Here is a 20,890-nt window from a genome sequence, read left to right on the forward strand (position 1 = left end):
CCAGTCGGAGTCGCTGGGCCCCAACCTGAGCCTGGGCGCCGAATCCAACACTGGCGATGGGATCCGTGCGGGGCAAGTAGTCGGCGCCCGTCGTCGGTATCGAGAAGCCGGCCTCCAGCACGCCGGGACGAAGGCGGGGGCGGTGCTCGCCGAGGATTGAGGTGTCCAGCGGATGGCACTCGCAGGTGCGGCCGGCCGCACTGCCGCCCGGCTCCTCGGGGTGGTAGTCGGAGTAATCGCGGGCCCAGAACAACTGCAGCGGCGTCGTTCGGCGCAGCATGTCGACCGTCGCGGACACGTGCGCCACGAACTCGGTTGACCGCTGCGGGGGGAGCCGATCCCGCGACTACCGCCCCCAGGTAGGTGGCGGCGCTTTCGGTGGTGTCGTTGGCACCTGCCTCCTTCAGCACCGGGCTTGCGGGCAGCCACAGTGCGCCCCCGGAGCGGGCCGTTGAGCCGCCCACATAAGACGACTTCTCGATGATCAGCACCGACCGCCCACGCTCATGCGCCGTCAATGCCGCGGCCATGCCCGTCCCGGATCCGACCACCAGCAGGTCCACGGTCGTGTCCGCCACCGGAAGTCCGGCAGGGATCGTCGCGCTGTGCGGGGCCACGCCCAGAACCGTATGCCGGAGCGCCGGGGAAAGAGAAGCCTCCTCCTGATCAGTGGAACAGCTGGCCCCCACGGGCCCGGCCCTGGAGTCAGATGGCACGCATGACGGCGTTGTCGCTGTGAGGCGGACAGAAAGCGTTTCCCCCGTCGGGGAGACGCATGTGACGGCAGTGATCGATCATCTCTGCATTACCGGCGGCCGGTGCGACGCAAGAACATTCGCCCGCGCCGCCATGGCGTCGGCGCCGGATGGCTGGGTGAAGAGGTAGAACTTGCCCTCGGCCGCCTGCTCGAAAATCGCCGCGGCTGCCGCCAGTGGATCCATCGCGGTCGCCTTGACGTCAAGCATCGCCGAACGCTGCTCTTCGGCGGCCGTCGCGTCGGTGGCGCCGGACGGGTCGACGCCACCCGCGGACTCGAAGATGTTGGACACCACCGCTCCCGGCAGCACCGCTTGCACGTGAACGTGGTGGTCATGTCCGGCCGACTGGACATCGAGATACAGACACTCGGTCAACGCGAGGACTGCGTGCTTGCTGATGATGTAGGGCCCCTGCAAGGGAATCGCAAGCACGCCCCCGACCGACGAAATGTTCCACACCCAGGCCTGCTCCGCGCTGGCCAACATCTTCGGCAGAAACGCCCGCACGCCGTGAAAGACCCCGCTGACGTTGATGTCAACGACGCGTTGCCAATTCGTCAACGGTGTGTCCCACAGATAGCCGAACTGTTCGACCCCGGCGTTGTTCACCAGCAGCCGCACCGGACCGACGTCGCGGTAGATCCGGTTGGCGAGGTCCCGCATGGCTTCTGGATCGCGCACGTCGCACACGACACCCAGCGCCGAACCGCCGGCAGCGCAGAGCTCGTCGCGCACCGCGGCGACGGCCTCGGCGTCGACGTCGGCGAGGACGACCGTCATCCCCAAACCGGCGGCGTGCCTGCTCAGTCCCGCGCCGACGCCCGCGCCGGCACCGGTGATGACCGCGACGCCGCCGGAAAAAGGGTTCATGCGAACTGCAGCGCGGGGTGCAGGGGCCGCGGCGGTTGCAGCGTCGGCCGCGGGCCTTCCTCGGCGTTGCGCCAGATGCCCATCGCCGTCATCCGCACCGGCGCGGTCAGGCGTTGATCGAACGTCATGCGGCTCATCGGGCCGCACACCGACACCGCGGCCAGAGCCTCACCGGGTCGGCCGATGGGCGCTGCGACACAACCGAATCCGAGCAGCGACTCCTCGCGCTCGAAGGCGACACCGTGGGCCCGCACCTTGGCCAATTCGGCAGCGAGCTGGGCTCCGCCGGAGATCGAGTACTTCGTCCTGCGGACCCGCAGATCGAGCTCGGCATCCTCATCGCGGTAGGCCAAGATCGCCTTGCCGGCCGCCGTGCAGTGCGCGGGCTCCCTACCGCCGACGCGGGTGGGGACCCGCTGGTCGCCGACCTTCTCCAGGTAGACGATGTCCGGTCCGTCCAGCACGGCGAGGTGCACGACAAATCCGGTCGCGCGGTGCAAGTCGCCCAGCAGGGGACCGGCGGCCCGCACCAGGGGATCCTGGTGCACTGCCAGCGAGCCCAGCTCCACCAGGCGCATACCGAGCTCGTAATCGCGGCCGGTGCGGCGCAGCCAGCGCAGCTGTACCAGGCGCTCGAGCATCCGGTGCGCCGACGACCGCGGCAGACCGGTTCGGCGGACAAGCTGGGCCAGCGTCAGCCGTCCGGGCCCGTCGAAGGCGTCGAGAACCAGCGAGATGCGGTCGATGACGGCCGTGGGCGTGGACGGTTCGGCAGGCGCTGGCATGGGTCCTCCCACGGTGGGGCATATCTGACCGAGATATTCCTATTAGGAACATAGCGGGTGGGGGGCGAACAGAAAAGAGTCTCAGCCTTTGGCCGCGGAACGGCCGGCGCGGCGGCCGTAGAAGCTGCCGTCGCCGAGCGAGACCCCGCTGGCGTAACCCCACGCGGCCAGGCCGGCGGTCGAACGGCCGGCCGCGAAGAGCCCCGGGATGGGTTCCCCGCTGACGTGCAGCACCGCCGCGTCCAACGTGGTGGCCAGCCCACCCAAGGTGAAACCACCGGTGTTCTCGCGCAAATCGATGGCGCCAACCGGCGAACCGATCGGTTTCACCCACTCGGGCTTCTTGTGCAGCAGCGGATCCTCGCCTCGGGCGGCGGCCTCGTTGTAGGCGGCCACGGTCGCCTGCAACGAACCGGTGGCCAGGCCCATCTCACGTTCCAAATCGGCCACGGTGTCGGCCACCCAGGTCGCCGGCCGCAGCATGAACTTCGGCGACCACGAGGCCATCGCCTCCTGCTGCGCGTCGTCGTCGATGATCAGGTAGGCGACGTTGTCCTGCTGATACAGCGTGAGCTGCCCGATCCGGCCCGGGTAGGTGTCCTCGGGGATGTAGCGCTGGCCGCGGCCGTTGACCAGGATGCCCCGCACCAATTGCTGCGGGTCGATGAAGATCGCAACCTCGGTGGCGTCCATGTGCGCCAGGTCGGCGCCCAGCGCCTGCGCCATCCGGATCGCCTGCCCGTCGTGCTGCTCGATGGACGCGGCCGGGCGTCCGGCGATCCGCGGCGCGTACCGCGCCACCATCGCGTCGTTGTAGGCGAAGCTGCCCGTCGCGAGCACGACGCCGCTGCGCGCCCGCACCGCCATCTCGGTGCCGTACTGACGGGCGTGGATGCCGACGACCCTGCCGTCGGATTCGACGATCAGGCGCTGCACTCGCACGTCGTACAGCGCCCGCGCGCCGGCCGCCTCGGCCGACTCGACGAGCGGCTTCATCAGCATGTAGCCCGCGCTGGCCTCGCCCTGCTTCTTGTTCGACATCTGCGGGACGTGGCCGCGCGGGGCCGGCGTGGCAATCGTGTTGAACGGGTAGGCGTTCTCGCCGCCGCTGTACATCAGGCCCTGGTCGCCCATCGGTTCCCAGCCCGGTTCGGAGAAGAACTCCGCCTTGAACGGCACGCCGCAGCCGACCAGCCAGTCGAAGTGGGCGACGCTGCCGGCGCAGTAGTCGGCGATCCGGCCCTCGTCGGCGCCCGGCCCCATCGCGACATTGAGGAACGCCGCCATGTTCTCGACGGAATCGGTGAAACCACAAGCCTTTTGCAACGGTGTACCGCCGCCGAGATAGATGAAGCCGCCGGCCATCGCCGCCGCGCCGCCCCAGGACCCGGTGCGTTCCAGCACAAGCACGTCGGCGCCGGACCGGGCCGCCTCCACCGCCGCGGCGGCACCGGCAACCCCGTAGCCGGCGATCACGACGTCGGCCTCCTGATCCCACGCCGCGATCGAGGACGCCGGGATGGCGGTGACGTCCAAGTCGGGTGTCATGGCTTCATCGCGGCAGGCATCTCGCCGGTCCACTGGTGGCCCCAGTAGCTGTCGGCGGTGATTTCCTCGGCGCTGTAATGGGTTTCGTCGACGCGCATTCCGTCGGTGCCGAACTCGATATCCCAGTCGCCGGGTGCGCGGACGTAGAACGAGACCATCTTGTCATTGGTGTGGCGCCCCAGCGTGGACGACAGCTGAAAGCCCTCGGCGTTCACGCGGTCCAGGGCCTGACCCACCGCGTCGAGGGTGTCGACCTCCACCATGATGTGGACCAGGCGCGGATCGCGCTGATGCATGGCGGGCACGATCGCCATGCTGTGGTGGCGCTCGTTGATGCCGAGGAAACGGACTCGAATCGGGCCGAACTCTTTGGGCAACGGCACCCGGAACGCGCCACGGGAACGGAAACCCAGCACCTCGGTGTAGAAGTCGAACAGGCCGCCCGGATCCATCGCGGGCACCACGACATGGCCCAGGCCCTGGTCGCCGGTGACGAACCTCGCGCCGAACGGTGTGATCACCGGGCTGTGGTCGAGCACCGCGCCGTGAAACACCTCGACCGTCGTGCCGGCCGGGTCGTCGAAGGTGATAACCTCTTCCACCCGGCGGGTCTCGGCGTCTTCGGCGGGCAGCTGCTTGAACGGCACCCCGGCCCCGTCGAGCGTCGCTTTGACCCGCTGCAGGGCCGGGCGGTCGCGCACCTCCCAGCCGATCGTGAGCACCCGGTCGGTGTCGCCGGGAACCACGATGAGCCGTGCCGCGCGCTCGTCCATCCGCAGGTACAGCGCCGAGGGGTCGGGCCCCTTGCCTTCGGCGAAACCGAGGACGCCGAACGCGAACCGGCGCCAGCGATCGATGTCGTTGGTCGAAATGGTGATGTAGCCAAGGCTTTTCAGGTCGGTCATGCCACTCCTAAATCAGCGCCCGCAGCGGACCATCGGGCGGATCGATGCCCAGGGAACTCAACGCCGACGCGTGGTAAGTGGTGCCGGGGACGTGAATGGCGTGCAGGTGCCCGACGTGCACATCGCGCCAATAGCGCTGCAGCGGCTTGTCCATTCGCGCCGCGTTGCCGCCCGAGCGGGCGAAGATCTCGTCGACCGCCGCCACCGCTCGCCACACCGCGCGCACCTGCGTGCGGCGGCCCGCCGCGCGGTCGGCGAAGGACACCTCCTTACCGGCCGCAACCATGTCGTAGATGCGGTCGGCGTTGGCCAGCAGCTCCTGGCGGGCGGCGTTGATGTCGGCCGCGGCCTCGCCGATGGCGTGCATGACGTAGGGGTCGTCCTTGATCGCGGTTCCGGTGGCGCCGACGCGCTCGCGCTGGTAGTCGAGATGCGCGGCGAGCGCCCCCTCGGCGATGCCGATGGTGGCCGCCGAGATGCCCAGCGGGAACATCGTCGACCACGGCATCAGGTACAGCGGCTCGGTCATGCCGGCCTCGCGCTGGGCCGTGCCGTCCATCACCTTGGTCGCGTCCATCGTCCGGTAGGCCGGGACGAACGCGTCCCTGACGATGACGTCCTTGGAGCCGGTCCCGCGCAACCCCACCACATTCCACGAATCCTCGACGATCTCGTAGTCCTTGCGCGGCAGGATCATGTGCAGCATCTGGGGCGGCATCAGCGGGATGCCCTGCTCGTTGCCGAGCATGGCGCCCAGGATGATCCAGTCGCAATGGTCGGTGCCCGAGCTGAACTGCCAGCGGCCGTTGAAGAGGTAGCCCCCATCGACGGGTTTGGCTACGCCCTGTGGCGCGTACGGCGAAGCCATCCAGGTGTCGACGTCGTCGGCCCAGATTTCGGCGGCCACTTTCGGGTCCGCGTAGGCCAATTGGTAGGGGTGCACGCCCACCACGCCGACGATCCAGCCGGCTGCCGGGTCCAGCGCCGCGGTGGCCATTGTCGTTTCGGCGAACTCGCGGGGGTGCACCTCGAACCCCTGGTATTGCTTGGTCTGCAGCATCCGGATCAGGCCGGCGCCCTTCATCAGCTTCACGCTGTCGTCGGTGAGCCGGCCGATTCGCTCGGCTTCGGCGGCCTGGTCGCGCAACTGGTCGGCCATGGCCACGACCCGATCGAGTACCCGCTGGCTCATCTTGTCGTCCTTACGTGTGGGGGCTTAGTAATGGTCTACCGCAGTCCACACGAAACCCGAAGGGATTCCCGGTGAGCGGACGCAAATACGAAGCCGACGAGGAGCACGACCGATGGCCAATATTGACGACCTGGCGGCGCGGCTGCGCCGGCTCGAGGACGACCGCGACATCCGGCAGTTGATCGCTTCGTACGGCCCCGCGGTGGACGCCGGGGACGCGGATGCGGCCGCACGGCTGTGGGCGACCGACGGCGTCTATGACGTCGACGGTTGGCGCATGAACAGCCGGGCGGAGGTCCACGCCATGATCAGCTCCGAGGCGCATCAGAAGCTGGTGGCCAGGGGCTGCTCTCACTTCCTGGGGCCCTGCGTCGTCACGCTCGCCGGCGACGACGCGGTGGCGGTCTGTGAATCGCTGGTGCTCGTCCGCGACGGTGACGGCTATCGGGTGTGGCGGGCGACCGCCCACCATTTCGTGGTGAGCAGGATCGACGACCGCTGGCAGATCAAAACCCGCACCAGCCGGGTCCTCGACGGCAACCCGGACGCGCACGCGCTCTTGACGAAGGGCCTTGCCGGAACGGTCTAGCGGGTCAAGAACCCGAGGACCGTGCCTTCGAACGCCTCCTTGGCCTCGATCATCGCCCAGTGCCCCGAGTTGGGGAAGATGTGCAGTTCCGCGTTCGGGATGGTGCGCATCGGGATGAGCGCCATGTCGGGCGGGCTCACCCGGTCGTCGCGGCCCCAGGTCAGCAGCGTGGGCGCGGCCAGCTTGTGCATGACCGCCCACGGCTGCGGCCGGTCGGAGGCCGCCATCGCGGCGTTCATGCCGGCGAACGCCGCCTTGCCGTACATCCGGCGCGCGGCGGCCAGGGTCTCCGGGTCCGTCGCCAGTTGCCAGCGTTCCTCGACGAGTTCGTCGGTCACCAACGACTGGTCGTACACCATCGATTTGAGCCAGTCGACGAGGCGCTGGCGCGTGGGGTCCTCGACGAACTCCTGCAGCAGCCGGATGCCCTCACTGGGGCTGGGGCTGAAGATGTTGGTGCCGATTCCGCCGATCGTCACCAGCCGGCCGACGCGGTCCGGATTGCGGATGGCGAAGTTGATGCCGACACCACCGCCCATCGAGTTGCCGACGATGTGCGCCTTGTCGACGCCGAGCGCCTCCAACAACGGCGACACGGCGCCGAACGCGTCAACCATCGGGTGGCCGCCGAAGTCGTCGCTGACCCCGAAACCCGGAAATTCCAGGACCAGGCAGCGGAACTGCTCGGCGAAGCTCGGCAGGATCCCGCGAAAGTTGCGCCAACCGGTGACCCCGGGGCCGGAGCCGTGCAGAAAGAGCAGCACCGGCCCGGAATTCGGGCCGCAGTCGTAATAACGCAATGCCCCCTTCGGGGTGCTGATTTCGCGCAGGTCCTGCTCGACGGTCGGTAGCGAAGTGTTGGCCACGGATGCCACCCTGCCATGCCGCCGCATCGAGCGGCAGCGGTGTTCCGCCCATCGGTCAGCGCGTCGGGACGATCGCCGTGGCTACACGTTCGGCGCCGGCCGGGCCATCGTCGAGTCGGGGGCCACCCAGTCGGTGGACACGGTGCGATGCTTGATCAGCCACGTGCCACCGTCGGGCACCAAAACGTCGCGGTAGCGGCCGAAGTGGTCGAGCCCGATCTGGGTGACCACGGTGAAGTAGGACGACACCTCGGCCCGGTCGGGCGTGAGGACGGTGAAGAGCACGTTGGCGAGGTTGTGGCGGACGACGGGCCTGGCGTCGGCGCGGGCGGCGACGTTCCCGGTGATACCGCCGAGGAACGACGCGATCTCGGTCCGCCCGCGCAGCTGCTGCGACCCGCGTATCTCGAGGACGCCGTCCGCGCAGAACGTTTCGGCCAGACCGCCGGCCCGGCCCGAATCGCCCGACCAGTTGTAGCGCGCGAGGGTGTCGCGGATCTGCTCGCGGGCGACCAGTTCCCACATCTCCATCGGCGTGAGCCTAATCGCGGCCCGCTACCTGACGAGATATGGCCGGAAACCGCGCTGCAGCGGCGCCGGCGTGACCCCGTTCAGGTCGAAAACGGCGATGAGGGCACGCAACAGGGCGGGGGACCAGTCGTCGAACGGTTGGGCGTCCATCCGGTCGAGCACTTCACCGCGGAGGTATTCGATGCCGGCCGGCGGCTGATGATCGGTCATGTCCCCTACGACGCTAGGAGCGAACGGCCGAAGCTGTACAGCCAACTGGTCATATTCAAATCTGATTCAGGCGAGGGAATGAATCGCCGCGCGCGGCGGTAGAACAACGCATGAAGCTCAACGATGCCGCGCGCGACCTCATCGGCAAGGGCGCCGACGCCACCTTGGTCACCGTCAACCCCGACGGCAGCCCCCAGGTGAGCCTCGTCTGGGTGGCACTGCGGTCGACACCGGAGGGGGACGACGAACTCGTCACCGCACACCTCGCCGAACACAAGAAGGTGCGCAACATCCGCAAGGATCCGCGCGTCGCCGTCACCATCGTGTCGCTCCCCGGGGCCGGCGCCGGGATGCGACCGTACCTGTCGATCAAAGGAACGGCACGAATCGTCGAGGGTGGGGCCCCCGAGCTGCTGAGGGAGCTCAACCCGGTCCTGGGCGACCCGACCCTGAAGTTCCCCCCGGACGACGCGCCGCCGGGACTGCTGACCCGCATCCGCATCGACAAGGTCGGCGGCATCGGCCCCTGGGCGTCCTGACGAGGAATTTTGCCACTTCCGCTACCGGTAGTAGCGGAATACAGTGGGTGGGTGACGACCGGCGGCGACGGCAGGCATCTGCGCACCTGCCCACTGTGTGAAGCCATGTGCGGCTTGGAAATTCAGGTTGACGGCGGCAAGGTCACCAGCATCCGCGGCAACCGAGACGACGTCTGGAGCCGCGGGCACCTGTGCCCCAAGGGGGTATCCCTGGCCCAGGTGCACGACGACCCGGACCGCATCCGCCGCCCGCTGATCAAACTCGACGGACAATGGCACGAGGTCAGCTGGGAAGCGGCTTTTCGCCGCTGCACCGAGCTGCTGACGCCGGTGATCGAAAAGTACGGGATCGGCGCGGTCACCGCCTACACGGGTAACCCACTGGCGCACTCGTTTTCGTTGGCGCGGTATGCGGGCGTGCTGATGGGCATGTCCGGGATGCCGATCACCTATTCGCCGGGCACGGTCGACCAATGGCCGAAGAATCTGTCGTCGCACCTGATGTACGGCCTGTGGTGGAACTTCCCCGTGCCGGATATCGAGCGCACCGATGTGCTGGTCATCATGGGCGCCAATCCCGCCGCGTCGCAGGGTTCGCTGCTGGCCGCGCCCGACGTCATGGGACTGATCAGCAAGATTCGCGAGCGCGGCAAGGTGATCGTCATCGACCCGGTGCGCACCCAGACCGCCGCCCAGGCCGACGAGTGGCTTCCGATCGTGCCGGGCACCGATGCGGCGCTGCTGCTGGCCGTGGCGCACACCCTCTTTGACGAGGGCCTGGTCAATGCGGGGCCCCACGTCGACGACCTGGACACGATGCGCCGCGTTGCCGCGGATTGGCCGCCGGAGCGGGTGAGCGCGGTGACCGGCATCGACGAGGACCGCATCCGCACACTGGCGCGCGAACTCGCCGGCACGGAGAGGTCGGTGGTGTATGGGCGAATTGGCTTGTGCAATCAGGAGTTTGGCAGCCTGGCCAGCTGGCTGGTCGACGTCATCAACATCTTGACCGGCCATTTCGACACCCCCGGCGGTGCCATGTTCCCCAAGCCGGCGGCCTGGTCGATCACCACGCAGCCATTGCCCGGTCTGGAGGGTGGCCTTGCCGAGTTCGGTCGTTGGCATACCCGGGTGCGCAGGGCCAAGGAGGTTCTCGGGCAGGCGCCGGTGTCGTGCATGGCGGAGGAGATCGCCACGCCCGGCGAGGGACAACTCAAGGCGCTGATCACGGTCGCCGGCAACCCGGTGCTGTCCACCCCCGGCGGCGACAAGCTCGACGAGGTGCTGCCCATGCTGGAAGCGATGATCTCCGTTGACCTTTGGCTCAACGAGACCACGCGCCACGCCGACGTCATCCTGCCCGGGCTGTCCCCTCTCGAGCAGCCGCACCACGACGACCTGATCCTGCTTTTTGCCATCCGAAGCATCGCGAACTACTCGGCGCCCGTCTTCGACCCGGGCGATCGCCCGCACGAATGGGAGATCCTGATCCGGCTGACCGGCCTGTGCACCGGCACACCGGCCGAAGACGTCGACGTCGCCGCGATCGACGACGGCTTCTTCGATTACCTGGCCTTCACGCGGGGCCTCGACGGCGCCGAGATCCGCAAGCTCTACGAGTACGGCGGCCCGGAGCGGATGCTGGACCTGACGCTGCGCACCGGGCCCTTTGGCGACCAGTACGGCAACAACCCGGGCGGCCTCACCCTGGACATGCTGAAGGCCAACCCCAACGGAATCGACTTCGGGCCGATGGTGCCGCAGCTGCCCGACATCCTGGGCACCCTCGACAAGAAGATCCACCTCGCACCGCAATACCTGCTCGATGACCTGCCGCGGCTGGCGGCACGGATGGAGCGGCCCGCCGAGCCGCTGGTCCTGGTGAGCCGCAGGCACCTGCGATCGAACAACACCTGGCTGCACAACGTGCCCGCCCTGATGAAGGGCAAGGACCGTTGCACGCTGCTGATGCACCCCGACGACGCCGCCCGTTCGGGCGTCGCGGACGCCGACATCGTCACCGTGAAGTCGGAGGCCGGCGAGATCAGGGTGCCCGTCGAGGTCACCGACGCGATCAAACCCGGCGTGGTGTCGATGCCGCACGGCTGGGGACATGGCAAGCCGGGGACCCGCATGTCGGTGGCCAACGGCTCGCCCGGGGCCAACACCAACGTGCTCTCGCCGCCGACCTTCCTTGACGAGCCGTCCGGCAACGGCGCCCTCAACGGCATCCCGGTGACGGTCATCGACGAGCAAGCGCGGTTCCGGGCCAACGGGCCGGCCCAATACGCCTGACCTCGCAGCGAACGGTGGCCGGCCACCGCCATCGGCGCGGCTGGTCGATCTTGCGGCAGCCCTGCGAAATGCCACCCGGTCAATTGCGCACGGGGCCAGGGAGTTCGGACGCGATCGTTATTCCGGCGCTCAGGGCGCGAGAGGGCGATTCGTCCACTCCCGACCGGGCCGGCGCGACGAGCGGAACCATCCGCCCGCCGCGCCGGTACCACCATCGGTGGGGATGGTGTGGCCGGTGACGAACGCCGACAGATCCGAGGCCAGGAACAGGATCACCTGCGCCTGGTCCTCGGGCAGCCCCATCCGTCCGACCGGGACCCATTGCGGCCACTGCGCCTGCTCCTCGGCCGATAGCCACTGCGAGTAGGGCACCTGCAGCGATTCGGTGACGTCGGGGCCGATCGCGTTGACCCGCACCCCATCCCGGCCCACCTGCACGGCCAGGCTGCGGGTGAAGTGGATGACCGCGGCTTTGAAGGCGGCATAGACGGGGTCCTCGGGGTAGCCGCGTAACCCCTCGACCGAGGAGACGTTGACGATCGCGCCGGCCCCCCGATCGATCATCGCGGGTAGGAACGCGTGGCTGACCAGGAAAACGTGGTGCAGGTTGATGCGGTACAGGTCGTCCCACAGTTGGGGGTCGGTGTCGACGAAGTTGCCCGGATGGCGCAGCCAGTGGCCCACGTTGTTCACCAGCACGTCTGTCCGGCCGTAGCGCTCCAGCACCGATCGCGCCAGGCCGGCCACCTGGGCCGCGTCGCGGACGTCGGTCGTGATCGCCACGGCGGAACCCCCCGAGGCGGTGATCCCGTCGGCGGTGCGTCGGGCCAGCTCGTCGTCGATATCGGCGATGACCACCTGCGCGCCGTGCTCGGAGAACAGCCGCGCGGTCGCCGCGCCGATGCCCCCACCACCTCCGGTCACCACCGCAACCCGATCGGACAGCAGTGCGGCCCCGGGCGTTGCCTGTTCCATGCCCAACATCTTGGGCCACCGGCGGGATCGCCGGCCTTACCCACCCTGTTAGCACCTCAAACAGTGATGAAGCCGACATTTGCCAGGGATTTACGCGCCGTTTTCCTTAGCCGTCGGCGGGTACCCGGTTGACCTCTGGGGAGGTGAATGCGAATGGCGATGACGCCGAACCGTTATCACATATTGCCAAGCCAGGCAATGAACCGGCGAGTTCACCATCGGCACAGCCCGCAGTCCTTTGCTGTGTCGCTGGCCAGCCGGTTGCTGGTGAAAAATGTGGTGCGTGCTTGGGCCATTCAGCCGAATCTGCACTGGCCCTTCCAATGCGTGGACGATTTGGCGGGCTTGATGCCGCATTTCAACCACTCGGCGCGGATCGAACCGATACGGCTCGAGGACTGCGCCGCCGAATGGGTGCATGCGCCCGGCGCGTCTGCCGAGCGCGCGATCCTGTACCTCCACGGCGGCGCGTTCCTCACCTGCGGCCTCAACACCCACCGATCCCTGGTGACTCGGCTGTCGAAGGCGGCTGACGCCGGCGTGCTGACCGTCGGATACCGAAAGTTGCCGACACATCAGATTGCCGACGCGATCGAAGACGGACTGAACGGCCTGCGCTGGCTGGAGGAGCGCGGCTACGAGGGCGACCAGATCGTCGTGGCGGGCGACTCGGCCGGGGGATACCTGGCCTTCATGATCACGCTGGCGGCCATGCGCACTCGTTTCGTGCGGCCCGCCGGCATCGCGGCGATCTCGCCGTTCACCGACGCCGACCCGGCCCGCAAACTTCGGCACCGCAACGCGCGCAAGTGCTCCATGTTCACTCGGGCGGCGTTGTCGATGTTTTCCCGCTATCTCGGCGAGGTGCGGCTGCCGCACGGCGGGGATACGTCGGCGCGCATCGAGTCGCCGGTCGACGCGGATCTGTCCTCGTTGCCCCCGGTGGCCATTCACGCAAGTTCCGATGAGTTGCTGCTTCCGGACGCCGAGCTCATGGCTGAACGGTTGCAATTCAGCGGGGTTCGCTGCGATCTGCACCTGTGGGACCGCCAAATTCATGATTTTCCGATAGCCGCCGACATCCTGCCGGAAGGAAGGCGGGCCATTCGATACATCGGGGACTTCATCAAAGAGGTCACCGGTGCAGCGGACGGTTTGCCGAGCGGCCGCCAACACCGGGTGGCGCGGCAACGGGGGCAATTCGTCGCGGCGGCCGGGTAAGAAATACCGCGGGCGATCCGCCAAACCGCCGAGCCGAATCTCGGCCGCGAATTTCGATCGGCGATCATGTGCGTTGCTCGGGAGCGGCGGGCGACCCCACGACCGTGAACCGCGCGACGACTTCGGTCGCAATCGGCCCCCCTGCCGATACAGTTGGTCCTCGTGAGCCCACCAGTCCCACCTGTGCTGACCGTGCGGTACGAGGGATCCGAGCGCACCTTCGCAGCAGGTACTGATGTCGTCATCGGGCGTGATCTCCGCGCCGACGTCCGTGTCGCACACCCCCTGATCTCCCGGACGCATCTCATCGTGCGTTTCGATCAGGGGAGATGGATTGCCATCGACAACGGCAGCCTCAACGGGCTCTACGTCCAGCAGCGTCGCGTGCCCGTCGTCGACATCCAGGACGGCTTGCGGGTCAACGTCGGCAACCCGGACGGCCCGGCGCTGACGTTCGAGGTCGGCCGCCATCAGGGTTCGGCCGGGCGGCCCCCGTTGACGACATCGATACCGATCTACAATCCCGCCAGCGCACCGAGCGCCCAGTCGCCCCATAGCCAGCCGCAGCAGGTCGGCCAGCACTGGCCCGGTCAGCCGCCGCAGCCGTCGGGCCCCGCCCGCCAGCAACCGCATCCGCCCGGGCTGAGGCCGATCCACCCGCCCAGCGGGCCGCAACCGGTTCATCCGCCCAGCGGACCGCAGCAGGCGCCGAAGATCTACCGCCCACAGACCGGGCAGGTGCCGCAGGCCCCCCCGGCGGAGCTGGAAACAGGCTGGGTCGCGGCGCCGGCGGCCGGCGAGACGGGCCGCGTCGGCGATTCCACCAACATTGCGACGTCGATGATGAAGATCCTGCGGCCGGGTCGCTCGTCGGTGGAGTCCGCGCCCGGCGCTATCAAGATCGGCCGCGCCAATGACAACGACATCGTCATCCCCGAGGTGTTGGCCTCGCGCCACCACGCCACCCTCGTCCCCACGCCGCACGGCACCGAGATCCGCGACAACCGCAGCATCAACGGCACGTTCGTCAACGGCGCCCGCGTCGACTCGGCCGTGCTGCGCGACGGCGACGTCGTCACGATCGGCAACATCGACCTCGTGTTCGCCGGCGGCACGCTGGCCCGCCGCGACGAGACCGCGACCGCGACCCGCACCGGCGGCCTCGACGTGCGCGGGGTGACGTGGACGATCGAGAACAACAAGGTCCTGCTGGACGACATCTCGCTGGGCGCCCAGCCCGGTACGCTGACGGCCGTCATCGGCCCGTCGGGTGCGGGAAAGTCGACGTTCGCCCGGTTGGTGGCCGGTTACACGCACCCGAGCAAGGGCACCGTCTCCTTCGAGGGCCACAACGTGCACGCGGAATACGCCTCCCTGCGCAGCAGGATCGGGATGGTGCCGCAGGACGACGTCGTGCACGGTCAGCTGACCGTGCATCAGGCGCTGATGTACGCCGCCGAACTGCGGCTGCCGCCCGACACCACCAAGGACGACCGCGCCCAGGTGGTGGCCCGGGTCCTCGAGGAACTCGAGATGACCCAGCACGCACACCCGGGTCGACAAGCTGTCCGGCGGTCAGCGCAAGCGCGCCTCGGTGGCGCTCGAGCTGCTGACCGGGCCGTCGCTGCTGATCCTGGACGAGCCGACGTCGGGCCTGGACCCGGCGCTGGACCGGCAGGTCATGACCATGCTGCGGCAGCTGGCCGACGCCGGCCGTGTGGTGCTCGTGGTGACCCACTCGCTGACCTACCTGGACGTGTGCGATCAGGTGCTGTTGCTGGCGCCCGGCGGCAAGACCGCATTCTGCGGCCCGCCCAGCCAGATCGGTCAGGCCATGGGAACGACGAACTGGGCCGACATCTTCAGCACGGTCGCGGGCGACCCCGACGGCGCCAAGGCCCGCTACCTGGCGCGGACGGGGCCGCCCCCGCCACCACCGCCCGCCGAGCAACCCGCCGAAATCGGCGATCCGTCGCACACCAGCCTGCTCCGGCAGTTCTCCACGATCGCGCGGCGCCAGGTGCGGCTGATCGTCTCCGACCGCGGCTACTTCGTCTTCTTGGCGCTGCTGCCGTTCATCATGGGCTCGCTGTCGATGTCGGTGCCCGGCGACGTCGGCTTCGGCAGGCCGAACCCCATGGGTGCGGCGCCCACCGAACCCGGGCAGATCCTGGTGTTGCTCAACGTCGGCGCGGTGTTCATGGGGACCGCGCTGACGATTCGGGATCTGATCGGTGAGCGCGCGATCTTCCTGCGCGAGCAGGCGGTTGGCTTGTCCACGTCGGCGTACCTGCTGGCGAAGGTGTTCGTCTACACGGTGTTCGCGGTCATCCAGTCCGCGATCGTCACCGTCATCGCGATCATCGGCAAGGGCGGCCCGACGCAGGGTGCCGTGGCGTTGGGCATTCCCAACGTGGAGCTGTTCGTCGACGTCGCGATGACCACCGTCGCCTCGGCGATGCTCGGGTTGGTCTTGTCGTCGATCGCCAAGTCCAACGAGCAGATCATGCCGCTGCTCGTCGTGGCGGTCATGTCGCAGCTGGTGTTCTCCGGCGGGATGATTCCGGTCACCGATCGCCTCGGGCTGGACCAAATGTCTTGGGCCACACCGGCCAGATGGGGCTTCGCGGCATCGGCCTCGACCGTCGACCTGCTCACACTGCAACAGGCGGTGCCGTCGGTGCCGCACGACTCGCACTGGCGTCACACGCTCGGCGCCTGGTGGTTCGATGTGGGAATGCTGGTGCTGCTCAGCGCCATCTACCTGGGCTTCGTGCGCTGGAAGATTCGCCTGAAGGGCGGCTGATCGCTCCGCGGCATTCGCGTGTGCACCGGCGGCTTTGGGTGTGCGCTCAGGGCGGCGAAATCGCGAAACCCACGCCCCAGGCGCACACTCAAAGCACTGGGCGCACACTCAATGCGCCCCTAGGCTCCCTTTCGGACCGCCTGCTCGGCCGCGGCCCGCATCCGGTCCGACAGCTGCAGCAGGGCATGTTCGCCGACCCCGTGGGGCACCGTGTAGGCAAGCTGCCGTAACTCACGCGCGCACTCGCGCAACTCCTGGCGGAGGCGTGTCTCAAGGGTGGGCATGAGTTCTCCCTATACGAGGGGCCGAGCGAAACTCCGTTCAACGAATTTTCGCAGCACGGGCCCGTATCCGCGATGGCGGCGAAGCGTTTTTACGGGAGATTGACAGCGTTTTTACATCCGGTGATCGGGCGCAATACGGTTCAGGGGCGCGCGGCGACGAAGGTCTCGTTGGGTACGCCGGCGACCAGGCCGTCGACGTCGAAGGGTTCGCGCAGCCGGGCGTGAAGCTTCGCGGGGTCCGTGAGCAGGCTGATCTCGGCGGTCTGGCGCGCGAACAGGCGTCCGAAAATCGGGTAGAGCCAACGCATTAACGCCCGCTCGGCGCGGGTGCAGCGCGCCGCGCAGTAGCCGACGTGGCCCAGCTCGTCGGTGAGGATCTCGGTGTACAGCCGGTCGATCCGGGCGGCCACGTCCGGCTCGCCGGCGAACAACTCGACGCCGACGCGGCGCAACTCGTCAAACATGATGCAGCCCGCCATCTCCCCGGCGCCCACGAACGGGAATCCGATTCGCTCGGGCAGGAAAACTTCCATCTTGACGAATTGCCGCATCACGAACGGCGGCACCACGACCTGGAAGGGAAGACCGAACATGTCCAGCACGTAGCTCAGCAGGCGGGTGTGGTAGTGCTCCTCGAGCGCCAGATACACCCGTTCGGGGGGCTGGTCCGCGCCGCCGATCCTTCCGTAGGTATCGCCCAGGTCCACGCCGAATCGCTCCGCCTGGTTCAGTTTCGCGGTGGCCAAGAGGAACAGCATCTCGCGGGGGAGGCCCGACTCGGGCCGGCGGCGGCGCAGGTTTCGCAGAAACACGCGCGGATCGATGGGCCGGCTGGAGCGAACCGGGTCGGCCGCCAGCGACGCAAAGAACTCCTCCCGGCTGGAAAGCCGGCGATGCAGCAGATCCGCGTCGCCGTCCCGACGCACGAGAAAGTCCCGATATCCCTCGATGGCAGTGCTGGTCATGGTGCCTCCATTCCGTGGACGATGGTCTTGACGTAGCGGTCCAGGAGCGCCGCGCGATCCCCGAGCGCCGTTCCGCCCGTGACCAGCAACGCGAACAGCCCGGTCAGAAAGATCACCCCGAGTTCGCGCGCGTCCGCATCCCTTGGCATCCGCCGCGCGACTTGCGCTCGAGTGATGGCGGCGATGACGAACTCGGCCAGCGGATGCTCGTCGGGCCCATCGCCGACCGGACGGGTGGAGGAGAAGTGCAGCGCCAGCATGTCCCTGAAGACGACGGGGCCCAGCCGCTTCTCGGCGGCGAGCACCTGGCGCACCAGCGAAGTGAGCATCGACATCAAATCGCCGCGGTGGTCCGCCTGGTTGGCGAGCTGCGCCACGATCTTGGCTTCCTCGTTGCGTTCGAGCTCGACCAGGACGTGCTCCTTGGTCGGGAAATGGAAATAGAACGTGCCGCGCGCGACGCCCACGGCCGCGGCAATGGCGGCGACATCCGTGCCCGCCAGCCCGGTCCGGCCGATCTCGGCCACCGCGGCGTCGAAGAGGCGGGCCCGCGTCTGCAGCCGCTGCGCCTCCCGGGCATTGAGAACCTGCGAACCCACGGCAGCAAACCTACCGAGTCTCACTGTCGCCTGTCAATGACGGGTGTCAGCGAATCGGGTATGCCGGCGCCACGCGGCACGCCGGGCGTAACGTCAGGGCGAAATCGCGCTCGGAATTTCGCGGTGGCGTTACGCTGACGCGGCCTGATGGAAGGGGCCGGGATGGATTTCGAACTCGACGCCGGGCAACGCGCTTGGTTGACCGAGGTTCGGGACTTCCTCCGCGAGAACGTCACCGCCGGATTGCGCGCCGAACTCGCGCAGCACGATCTGGAGCTGCCCGACGGCGAGGTGGCACGGTTTCGCCGCAAGATCGGCGAGAAGGGCTGGTTCGGGCTCAACTGGCCCCGCGAGTACGGGGGGCTCGGGTTGGGCGCCGTTCACCAGCACCTGCTGATGAGCGAATTCGAATACTGGGGCGTGCCCGGACCCGACCTCACGGTCACCTCGGTGGCGCCGATGATCATGCGCCACGGCACCGAGCTGAACAAGAACGAATGGCTGCCGCCGATCGCCAGAGGCGAAATGATCTGCGCCGTGGGCTATTCCGAACCCGATGCCGGAACCGATCTGGCGAGCCTGCGCACCCGGGCGACGCTCGACGGCCAGGACTGGGTGATCAACGGCACCAAGATCTGGAACAGCGGGGCGCAGCGCGCCACCCACGAATGGCTGTGCGTGCGAACGGATCCGAATACGGTGCGCCACAAGGGCATTTCGGTGATCATCGTGCCGATCGAGAGCAAGGGCGTGGAGATCCGCCCGCTGTACGCGTGGTCGGGCTATCGCACCAACGAGGTGCACTTTCGCGACGTGCGGGTCCCGGTCACCAATCTGATCGGCGAAGTCGATCGGGGGTGGACCTATATCACCGGCGCGCTCGACCTGGAACGCGGCGCGCTGACCAACGCGGGCGACCTGCGCCGCGCCGTCGACGACTTGCGCGAACTCGCGCGGAGCCCGCGGCGGGACGGGACGGTGCCCGAACACGACCCGGCGCTGCGGCGCCGCCTGGCGCTCGCCGAGGCCGACGTGGAGGTGGCCACGCTGATGGGCTACGAGGCCGCATCGATCCTGGACGGCGGCGTTATTCCCACCGTCGAGGTCAGCGTGGAGAAGGTCTTCACCAGCGAGCTGCGTCAGCGCATCGCCGACCTGGCGCTCGATCTGCTGGGACCCGACGGCCTGCTCGCGCATCGCGGCCGGGACGCGCCGCTGTCCGGCAAGTTCGAACGGCTGTACCGGGCCGCCCCGTTGATGCGTTTCGGCGGGGGCACCAACGAAGTCCTGCGCGACATCATCGCCCAGCGCGGCCACGGAATGCCCTCGTATGGACGTTAGGCCCAGCGCGGAGCGGCGCGAGTTCGCCTCGATGTTGCGCGCGCTGCTGTCGGCGGAGAGCACCGTCGGGCTGGTGCGCGGGCTGCACGAACCCGGCGCCGACCGAACCACCCCGGCGCTGTGGAAGGCGTTGGCCGACGCCGGTGTTTTCGGGCTTGCCATTGCCGAGCGGTACGGCGGCTCCGGTGGCTCCCTGGAGGATCTCGCCGTCTTCTACACGGAGGCCGGTCGCGCCCTGTGCCCGACGACGGTGCACAGTTCCGTTGCGGCCGCGCTGGCGATCGATCAGCTGGCCCCGCCGGAGGCCAAGGACAGCTGGCTGCCGCCGCTGACAAACGGAACCAATCGCGGCACGACGGCGCTGTGGAACGCCCGCGACGCCGCCGTCGTCTCGCCGGCGCTGTCGGCCGACCCCGGCTCGGGGGGCGCCTGGCGTCTCGCCGGCACCGCGGACTACGTCGCCGACGCCGACGTCGCCGACCTCATCGTGGTGTCGGCGGCCGCCCCCGGGCGAACGCTCGCCTTCGTCGCGGACGCGCACGCGGCCGGGGTCACCGCGGAGCCGCTGGCCATGGCGGGCGGTCACCGGGCGTTCACCGTGCGCTTCGAGGAGGTAGTCGTTGAGGCCGGCGCGTTGCTCGGTGAGGCCGACCGGCCGGCGCTGCGGCGCGTCGCGAACACGGCGGTGGCGCTCGGCTCGGTCGACCTGGTCGGCGTCGGCGAGGCGGTGCTGGATCGCACCGTTGAGTACACCAAGCTGCGTCACCAGTTCGGCCGCCCGATCGCGTCCTTCCAGGCGGCGCAGCACCTGGTCGCCAACATGCATATCGCCCTGGCCGCCGCGCGATTGGCGGCGCATTCGGCGATCTTCTGGCTGGCACGCGGCCGGCCGGCGAGCAGGGAAACGGCGATCGCGCGGATGCGCGCCGCCACCGCGGCCAGGCTGATCACCCAAGACGCCCACCAATTGCACGGCGGGATGGGCTACGTCACCGAGACCGACCTGCACCTGTGGAGCGAGCGGGCGCGGCTGGGCTCGACGCTCGGCGGCGGATCCGACGTCGCCGCGGCATGGCTGGAAGAAACCTTGGAGGAAACTGCCGGTGGATGAGGACTCTTTGATCGACGCCGAATCGGCATCGCGGGTGGGCACCGTCGCCGCGTCGGCGACGGGGGAAGTGAACCGACGGGACTGGCAGCGCTGGGCGGCGGCCGCCGGTGACCACAACCCGCTCTGGTTCGACCCGGAATACGCCCGCACCAACGGGTTTCGCGACATCATCTGTCCCCCGCTGTTCCTGCAATACGCCGTACTCGGCGTTACTCACCTCGAGGCGCTGCGGCCCGACGGGTCCTCCGGCGCGGTCTCCGGCAGCCTCGCGTTTCCCCGCGCCCCCAAGCGGATGGCCGGCGGGGAGAGCTTCACCTTCCACCTGCCGGCCTACCACCGCGACGAAATCGAGATGATCCGCACCATCGAGTCCATCGCCGAAAAGCGGGGCCGCTCTGGCATATTCGTCCTGGTCACCTGGCACACGGTCTATCGCAACCAGAACCGCGAATTGCTCGCCGAAGCCTCGACCTCGATGATCGCCCGTCCCTAGGAGCACG

At 68.4% G+C, this 20,890-nt stretch carries 19 protein-coding genes and 2 pseudogenes; 8 read left to right on the forward strand and 13 right to left on the reverse strand.

What is annotated here, in order from left to right:
- Positions 1-76: 76 nt before the first annotated feature.
- The 6 genes and pseudogenes from A5787_RS26955 to A5787_RS20085 all read right to left on the reverse strand — a co-directional run.
- Positions 77-617: pseudogene (locus A5787_RS26955) on the reverse strand (FAD-dependent oxidoreductase); the annotation flags it as partial.
- Positions 618-794: 177 nt separating this feature from the next.
- Entirely contained in the window at positions 795-1,628 is an 834-nt protein-coding gene (locus A5787_RS20065) for an SDR family NAD(P)-dependent oxidoreductase (protein ID WP_066970169.1), read from the reverse strand.
- Entirely contained in the window at positions 1,625-2,413 is a 789-nt protein-coding gene (locus A5787_RS20070; protein WP_066970171.1) for an IclR family transcriptional regulator, read from the reverse strand. Before A5787_RS20070 ends, A5787_RS20065 begins: the two co-directional genes overlap by 4 nt.
- An 81-nt stretch (positions 2,414-2,494) precedes the next feature.
- Entirely contained in the window at positions 2,495-3,961 is a 1,467-nt protein-coding gene (locus A5787_RS20075; RefSeq protein ID WP_066970173.1) for an FAD-dependent oxidoreductase, read from the reverse strand.
- The gene (gene bphC / locus A5787_RS20080) at positions 3,958-4,866 is read right to left on the reverse strand and encodes a biphenyl-2,3-diol 1,2-dioxygenase (RefSeq protein WP_066970176.1); all 909 of its coding nucleotides are present in this window, start codon (positions 4,864-4,866) and stop codon (positions 3,958-3,960) included. The genes A5787_RS20075 and bphC overlap by 4 nt, the downstream gene beginning before the upstream one ends.
- Before the next feature lie 7 nt (positions 4,867-4,873).
- The gene (locus A5787_RS20085; protein WP_066970178.1) at positions 4,874-6,058 is read right to left on the reverse strand and encodes an acyl-CoA dehydrogenase family protein; all 1,185 of its coding nucleotides are present in this window, start codon (positions 6,056-6,058) and stop codon (positions 4,874-4,876) included.
- A gap of 112 nt (positions 6,059-6,170) precedes the next feature.
- Here A5787_RS20085 and A5787_RS20090 point away from each other — a divergent pair, with 112 nt between their 5' ends.
- A complete protein-coding gene (locus A5787_RS20090; RefSeq protein WP_066970180.1) occupies positions 6,171-6,647 on the forward strand; it encodes a nuclear transport factor 2 family protein in 477 nt (158 codons plus the stop codon).
- On the opposite strand, the gene A5787_RS20095 is transcribed toward A5787_RS20090, so the two are convergent.
- The 3 genes from A5787_RS20095 to A5787_RS20105 are packed head-to-tail and all read right to left on the reverse strand — an operon-like array spanning position 6,644 to position 8,254.
- Positions 6,644-7,540: an alpha/beta fold hydrolase gene (locus tag A5787_RS20095; protein ID WP_082977338.1), complete on the reverse strand. Its 897-nt coding sequence runs from the start codon at positions 7,538-7,540 to the stop codon at positions 6,644-6,646. The two genes, A5787_RS20090 and A5787_RS20095, sit on opposite strands and share 4 nt — an antisense overlap.
- 54 nt (positions 7,541-7,594) lie before the next feature.
- Positions 7,595-8,044, reverse strand: a complete 450-nt coding sequence (locus A5787_RS20100) for a nuclear transport factor 2 family protein (protein WP_066970183.1) — start codon at positions 8,042-8,044, stop codon at positions 7,595-7,597.
- A gap of 24 nt (positions 8,045-8,068) precedes the next feature.
- Entirely contained in the window at positions 8,069-8,254 is a 186-nt protein-coding gene (locus A5787_RS20105; protein ID WP_066970186.1) for a hypothetical protein, read from the reverse strand.
- Positions 8,255-8,364: 110 nt separating this feature from the next.
- On the opposite strand from A5787_RS20105, the gene A5787_RS20110 reads away from it, so the two are divergent.
- Together A5787_RS20110 and A5787_RS20115 are read left to right on the forward strand one after the other, a co-directional pair.
- The gene (locus A5787_RS20110; protein ID WP_066970189.1) at positions 8,365-8,793 is read left to right on the forward strand and encodes a PPOX class F420-dependent oxidoreductase; all 429 of its coding nucleotides are present in this window, start codon (positions 8,365-8,367) and stop codon (positions 8,791-8,793) included.
- 51 nt (positions 8,794-8,844) lie between these two features.
- The gene (locus A5787_RS20115) at positions 8,845-11,088 is read left to right on the forward strand and encodes a molybdopterin-dependent oxidoreductase (RefSeq protein ID WP_082977339.1); all 2,244 of its coding nucleotides are present in this window, start codon (positions 8,845-8,847) and stop codon (positions 11,086-11,088) included.
- Between the two features lie 129 nt (positions 11,089-11,217).
- On the opposite strand, the gene A5787_RS20120 is transcribed toward A5787_RS20115, so the two are convergent.
- Positions 11,218-12,063, reverse strand: coding sequence for an SDR family NAD(P)-dependent oxidoreductase (locus A5787_RS20120; RefSeq protein WP_066970259.1), 846 nt, complete (start codon positions 12,061-12,063; stop codon positions 11,218-11,220).
- Between the two features lie 198 nt (positions 12,064-12,261).
- On the opposite strand from A5787_RS20120, the gene A5787_RS20125 reads away from it, so the two are divergent.
- A complete protein-coding gene (locus A5787_RS20125) occupies positions 12,262-13,284 on the forward strand; it encodes an alpha/beta hydrolase (protein WP_231994082.1) in 1,023 nt (340 codons plus the stop codon).
- A gap of 153 nt (positions 13,285-13,437) precedes the next feature.
- Positions 13,438-16,090: pseudogene (locus A5787_RS20130) on the forward strand (FHA domain-containing protein).
- 119 nt (positions 16,091-16,209) lie between these two features.
- Here the strand turns inward: A5787_RS20130 and A5787_RS27835 are convergent.
- The 3 genes from A5787_RS27835 to A5787_RS20140 form a co-directional block, all read right to left on the reverse strand.
- Positions 16,210-16,374 (reverse strand): hypothetical protein, encoded by a 165-nt coding sequence (locus A5787_RS27835; RefSeq protein ID WP_197507296.1) that lies wholly within the window; start codon positions 16,372-16,374, stop codon positions 16,210-16,212.
- 140 nt (positions 16,375-16,514) lie between these two features.
- Positions 16,515-17,339, reverse strand: coding sequence for a hypothetical protein (locus tag A5787_RS20135; protein ID WP_066970194.1), 825 nt, complete (start codon positions 17,337-17,339; stop codon positions 16,515-16,517).
- Positions 17,336-17,938, reverse strand: coding sequence for a TetR/AcrR family transcriptional regulator (locus A5787_RS20140; protein ID WP_231994083.1), 603 nt, complete (start codon positions 17,936-17,938; stop codon positions 17,336-17,338). The genes A5787_RS20135 and A5787_RS20140 overlap by 4 nt, the downstream gene beginning before the upstream one ends.
- 162 nt (positions 17,939-18,100) lie before the next feature.
- Between A5787_RS20140 and A5787_RS20145 the strand changes: the two genes are divergently transcribed.
- Genes A5787_RS20145 through A5787_RS20155 form a run of 3 tightly spaced genes read left to right on the forward strand, consistent with a single transcriptional unit; the run spans position 18,101 to position 20,883 of the window.
- Complete coding sequence (locus A5787_RS20145; RefSeq protein ID WP_066970198.1) at positions 18,101-19,279, forward strand: acyl-CoA dehydrogenase family protein; 1,179 nt, start codon at positions 18,101-18,103, stop codon at positions 19,277-19,279.
- Positions 19,269-20,390: an acyl-CoA dehydrogenase family protein gene (locus A5787_RS20150; RefSeq protein WP_066970200.1), complete on the forward strand. Its 1,122-nt coding sequence runs from the start codon at positions 19,269-19,271 to the stop codon at positions 20,388-20,390. Before A5787_RS20145 ends, A5787_RS20150 begins: the two co-directional genes overlap by 11 nt.
- Entirely contained in the window at positions 20,383-20,883 is a 501-nt protein-coding gene (locus A5787_RS20155) for a MaoC family dehydratase N-terminal domain-containing protein (RefSeq protein WP_066970203.1), read from the forward strand. The genes A5787_RS20150 and A5787_RS20155 overlap by 8 nt, the downstream gene beginning before the upstream one ends.
- Positions 20,884-20,890 lie beyond the last annotated feature (7 nt).

This window comes from Mycobacterium sp. 852002-50816_SCH5313054-b (assembly GCF_001667185.1).
GTDB lineage: Bacteria > Actinomycetota > Actinomycetes > Mycobacteriales > Mycobacteriaceae > Mycobacterium.

Bases quoted from the DNA above. Each gene is read 5' to 3' on its own strand.
- A5787_RS20150 (WP_066970200.1), top strand. From the start codon at position 19,269: ATGGACGTTAGGCCCAGCGCGGAGCGGCGCGAGTTCGCCTCGATGTTG.
- A5787_RS20100 (WP_066970183.1), bottom strand. From the start codon at position 8,044: ATGGAGATGTGGGAACTGGTCGCCCGCGAGCAGATCCGCGACACCCTC.
- A5787_RS20085 (WP_066970178.1), bottom strand. From the start codon at position 6,058: ATGAGCCAGCGGGTACTCGATCGGGTCGTGGCCATGGCCGACCAGTTG.
- A5787_RS20075 (WP_066970173.1), bottom strand. From the start codon at position 3,961: ATGACACCCGACTTGGACGTCACCGCCATCCCGGCGTCCTCGATCGCG.
- bphC (WP_066970176.1), bottom strand. From the start codon at position 4,866: ATGACCGACCTGAAAAGCCTTGGCTACATCACCATTTCGACCAACGAC.
- A5787_RS20090 (WP_066970180.1), top strand. From the start codon at position 6,171: ATGGCCAATATTGACGACCTGGCGGCGCGGCTGCGCCGGCTCGAGGAC.
- A5787_RS20145 (WP_066970198.1), top strand. From the start codon at position 18,101: ATGGATTTCGAACTCGACGCCGGGCAACGCGCTTGGTTGACCGAGGTT.
- A5787_RS27835 (WP_197507296.1), bottom strand. From the start codon at position 16,374: ATGCCCACCCTTGAGACACGCCTCCGCCAGGAGTTGCGCGAGTGCGCG.
- A5787_RS20065 (WP_066970169.1), bottom strand. From the start codon at position 1,628: ATGAACCCTTTTTCCGGCGGCGTCGCGGTCATCACCGGTGCCGGCGCG.
- A5787_RS20120 (WP_066970259.1), bottom strand. From the start codon at position 12,063: ATGGAACAGGCAACGCCCGGGGCCGCACTGCTGTCCGATCGGGTTGCG.
- A5787_RS20135 (WP_066970194.1), bottom strand. From the start codon at position 17,339: ATGACCAGCACTGCCATCGAGGGATATCGGGACTTTCTCGTGCGTCGG.
- A5787_RS20070 (WP_066970171.1), bottom strand. From the start codon at position 2,413: ATGCCAGCGCCTGCCGAACCGTCCACGCCCACGGCCGTCATCGACCGC.
- A5787_RS20110 (WP_066970189.1), top strand. From the start codon at position 8,365: ATGAAGCTCAACGATGCCGCGCGCGACCTCATCGGCAAGGGCGCCGAC.
- A5787_RS20125 (WP_231994082.1), top strand. From the start codon at position 12,262: ATGAACCGGCGAGTTCACCATCGGCACAGCCCGCAGTCCTTTGCTGTG.
- A5787_RS20105 (WP_066970186.1), bottom strand. From the start codon at position 8,254: ATGACCGATCATCAGCCGCCGGCCGGCATCGAATACCTCCGCGGTGAA.
- A5787_RS20095 (WP_082977338.1), bottom strand. From the start codon at position 7,540: ATGCGGCGGCATGGCAGGGTGGCATCCGTGGCCAACACTTCGCTACCG.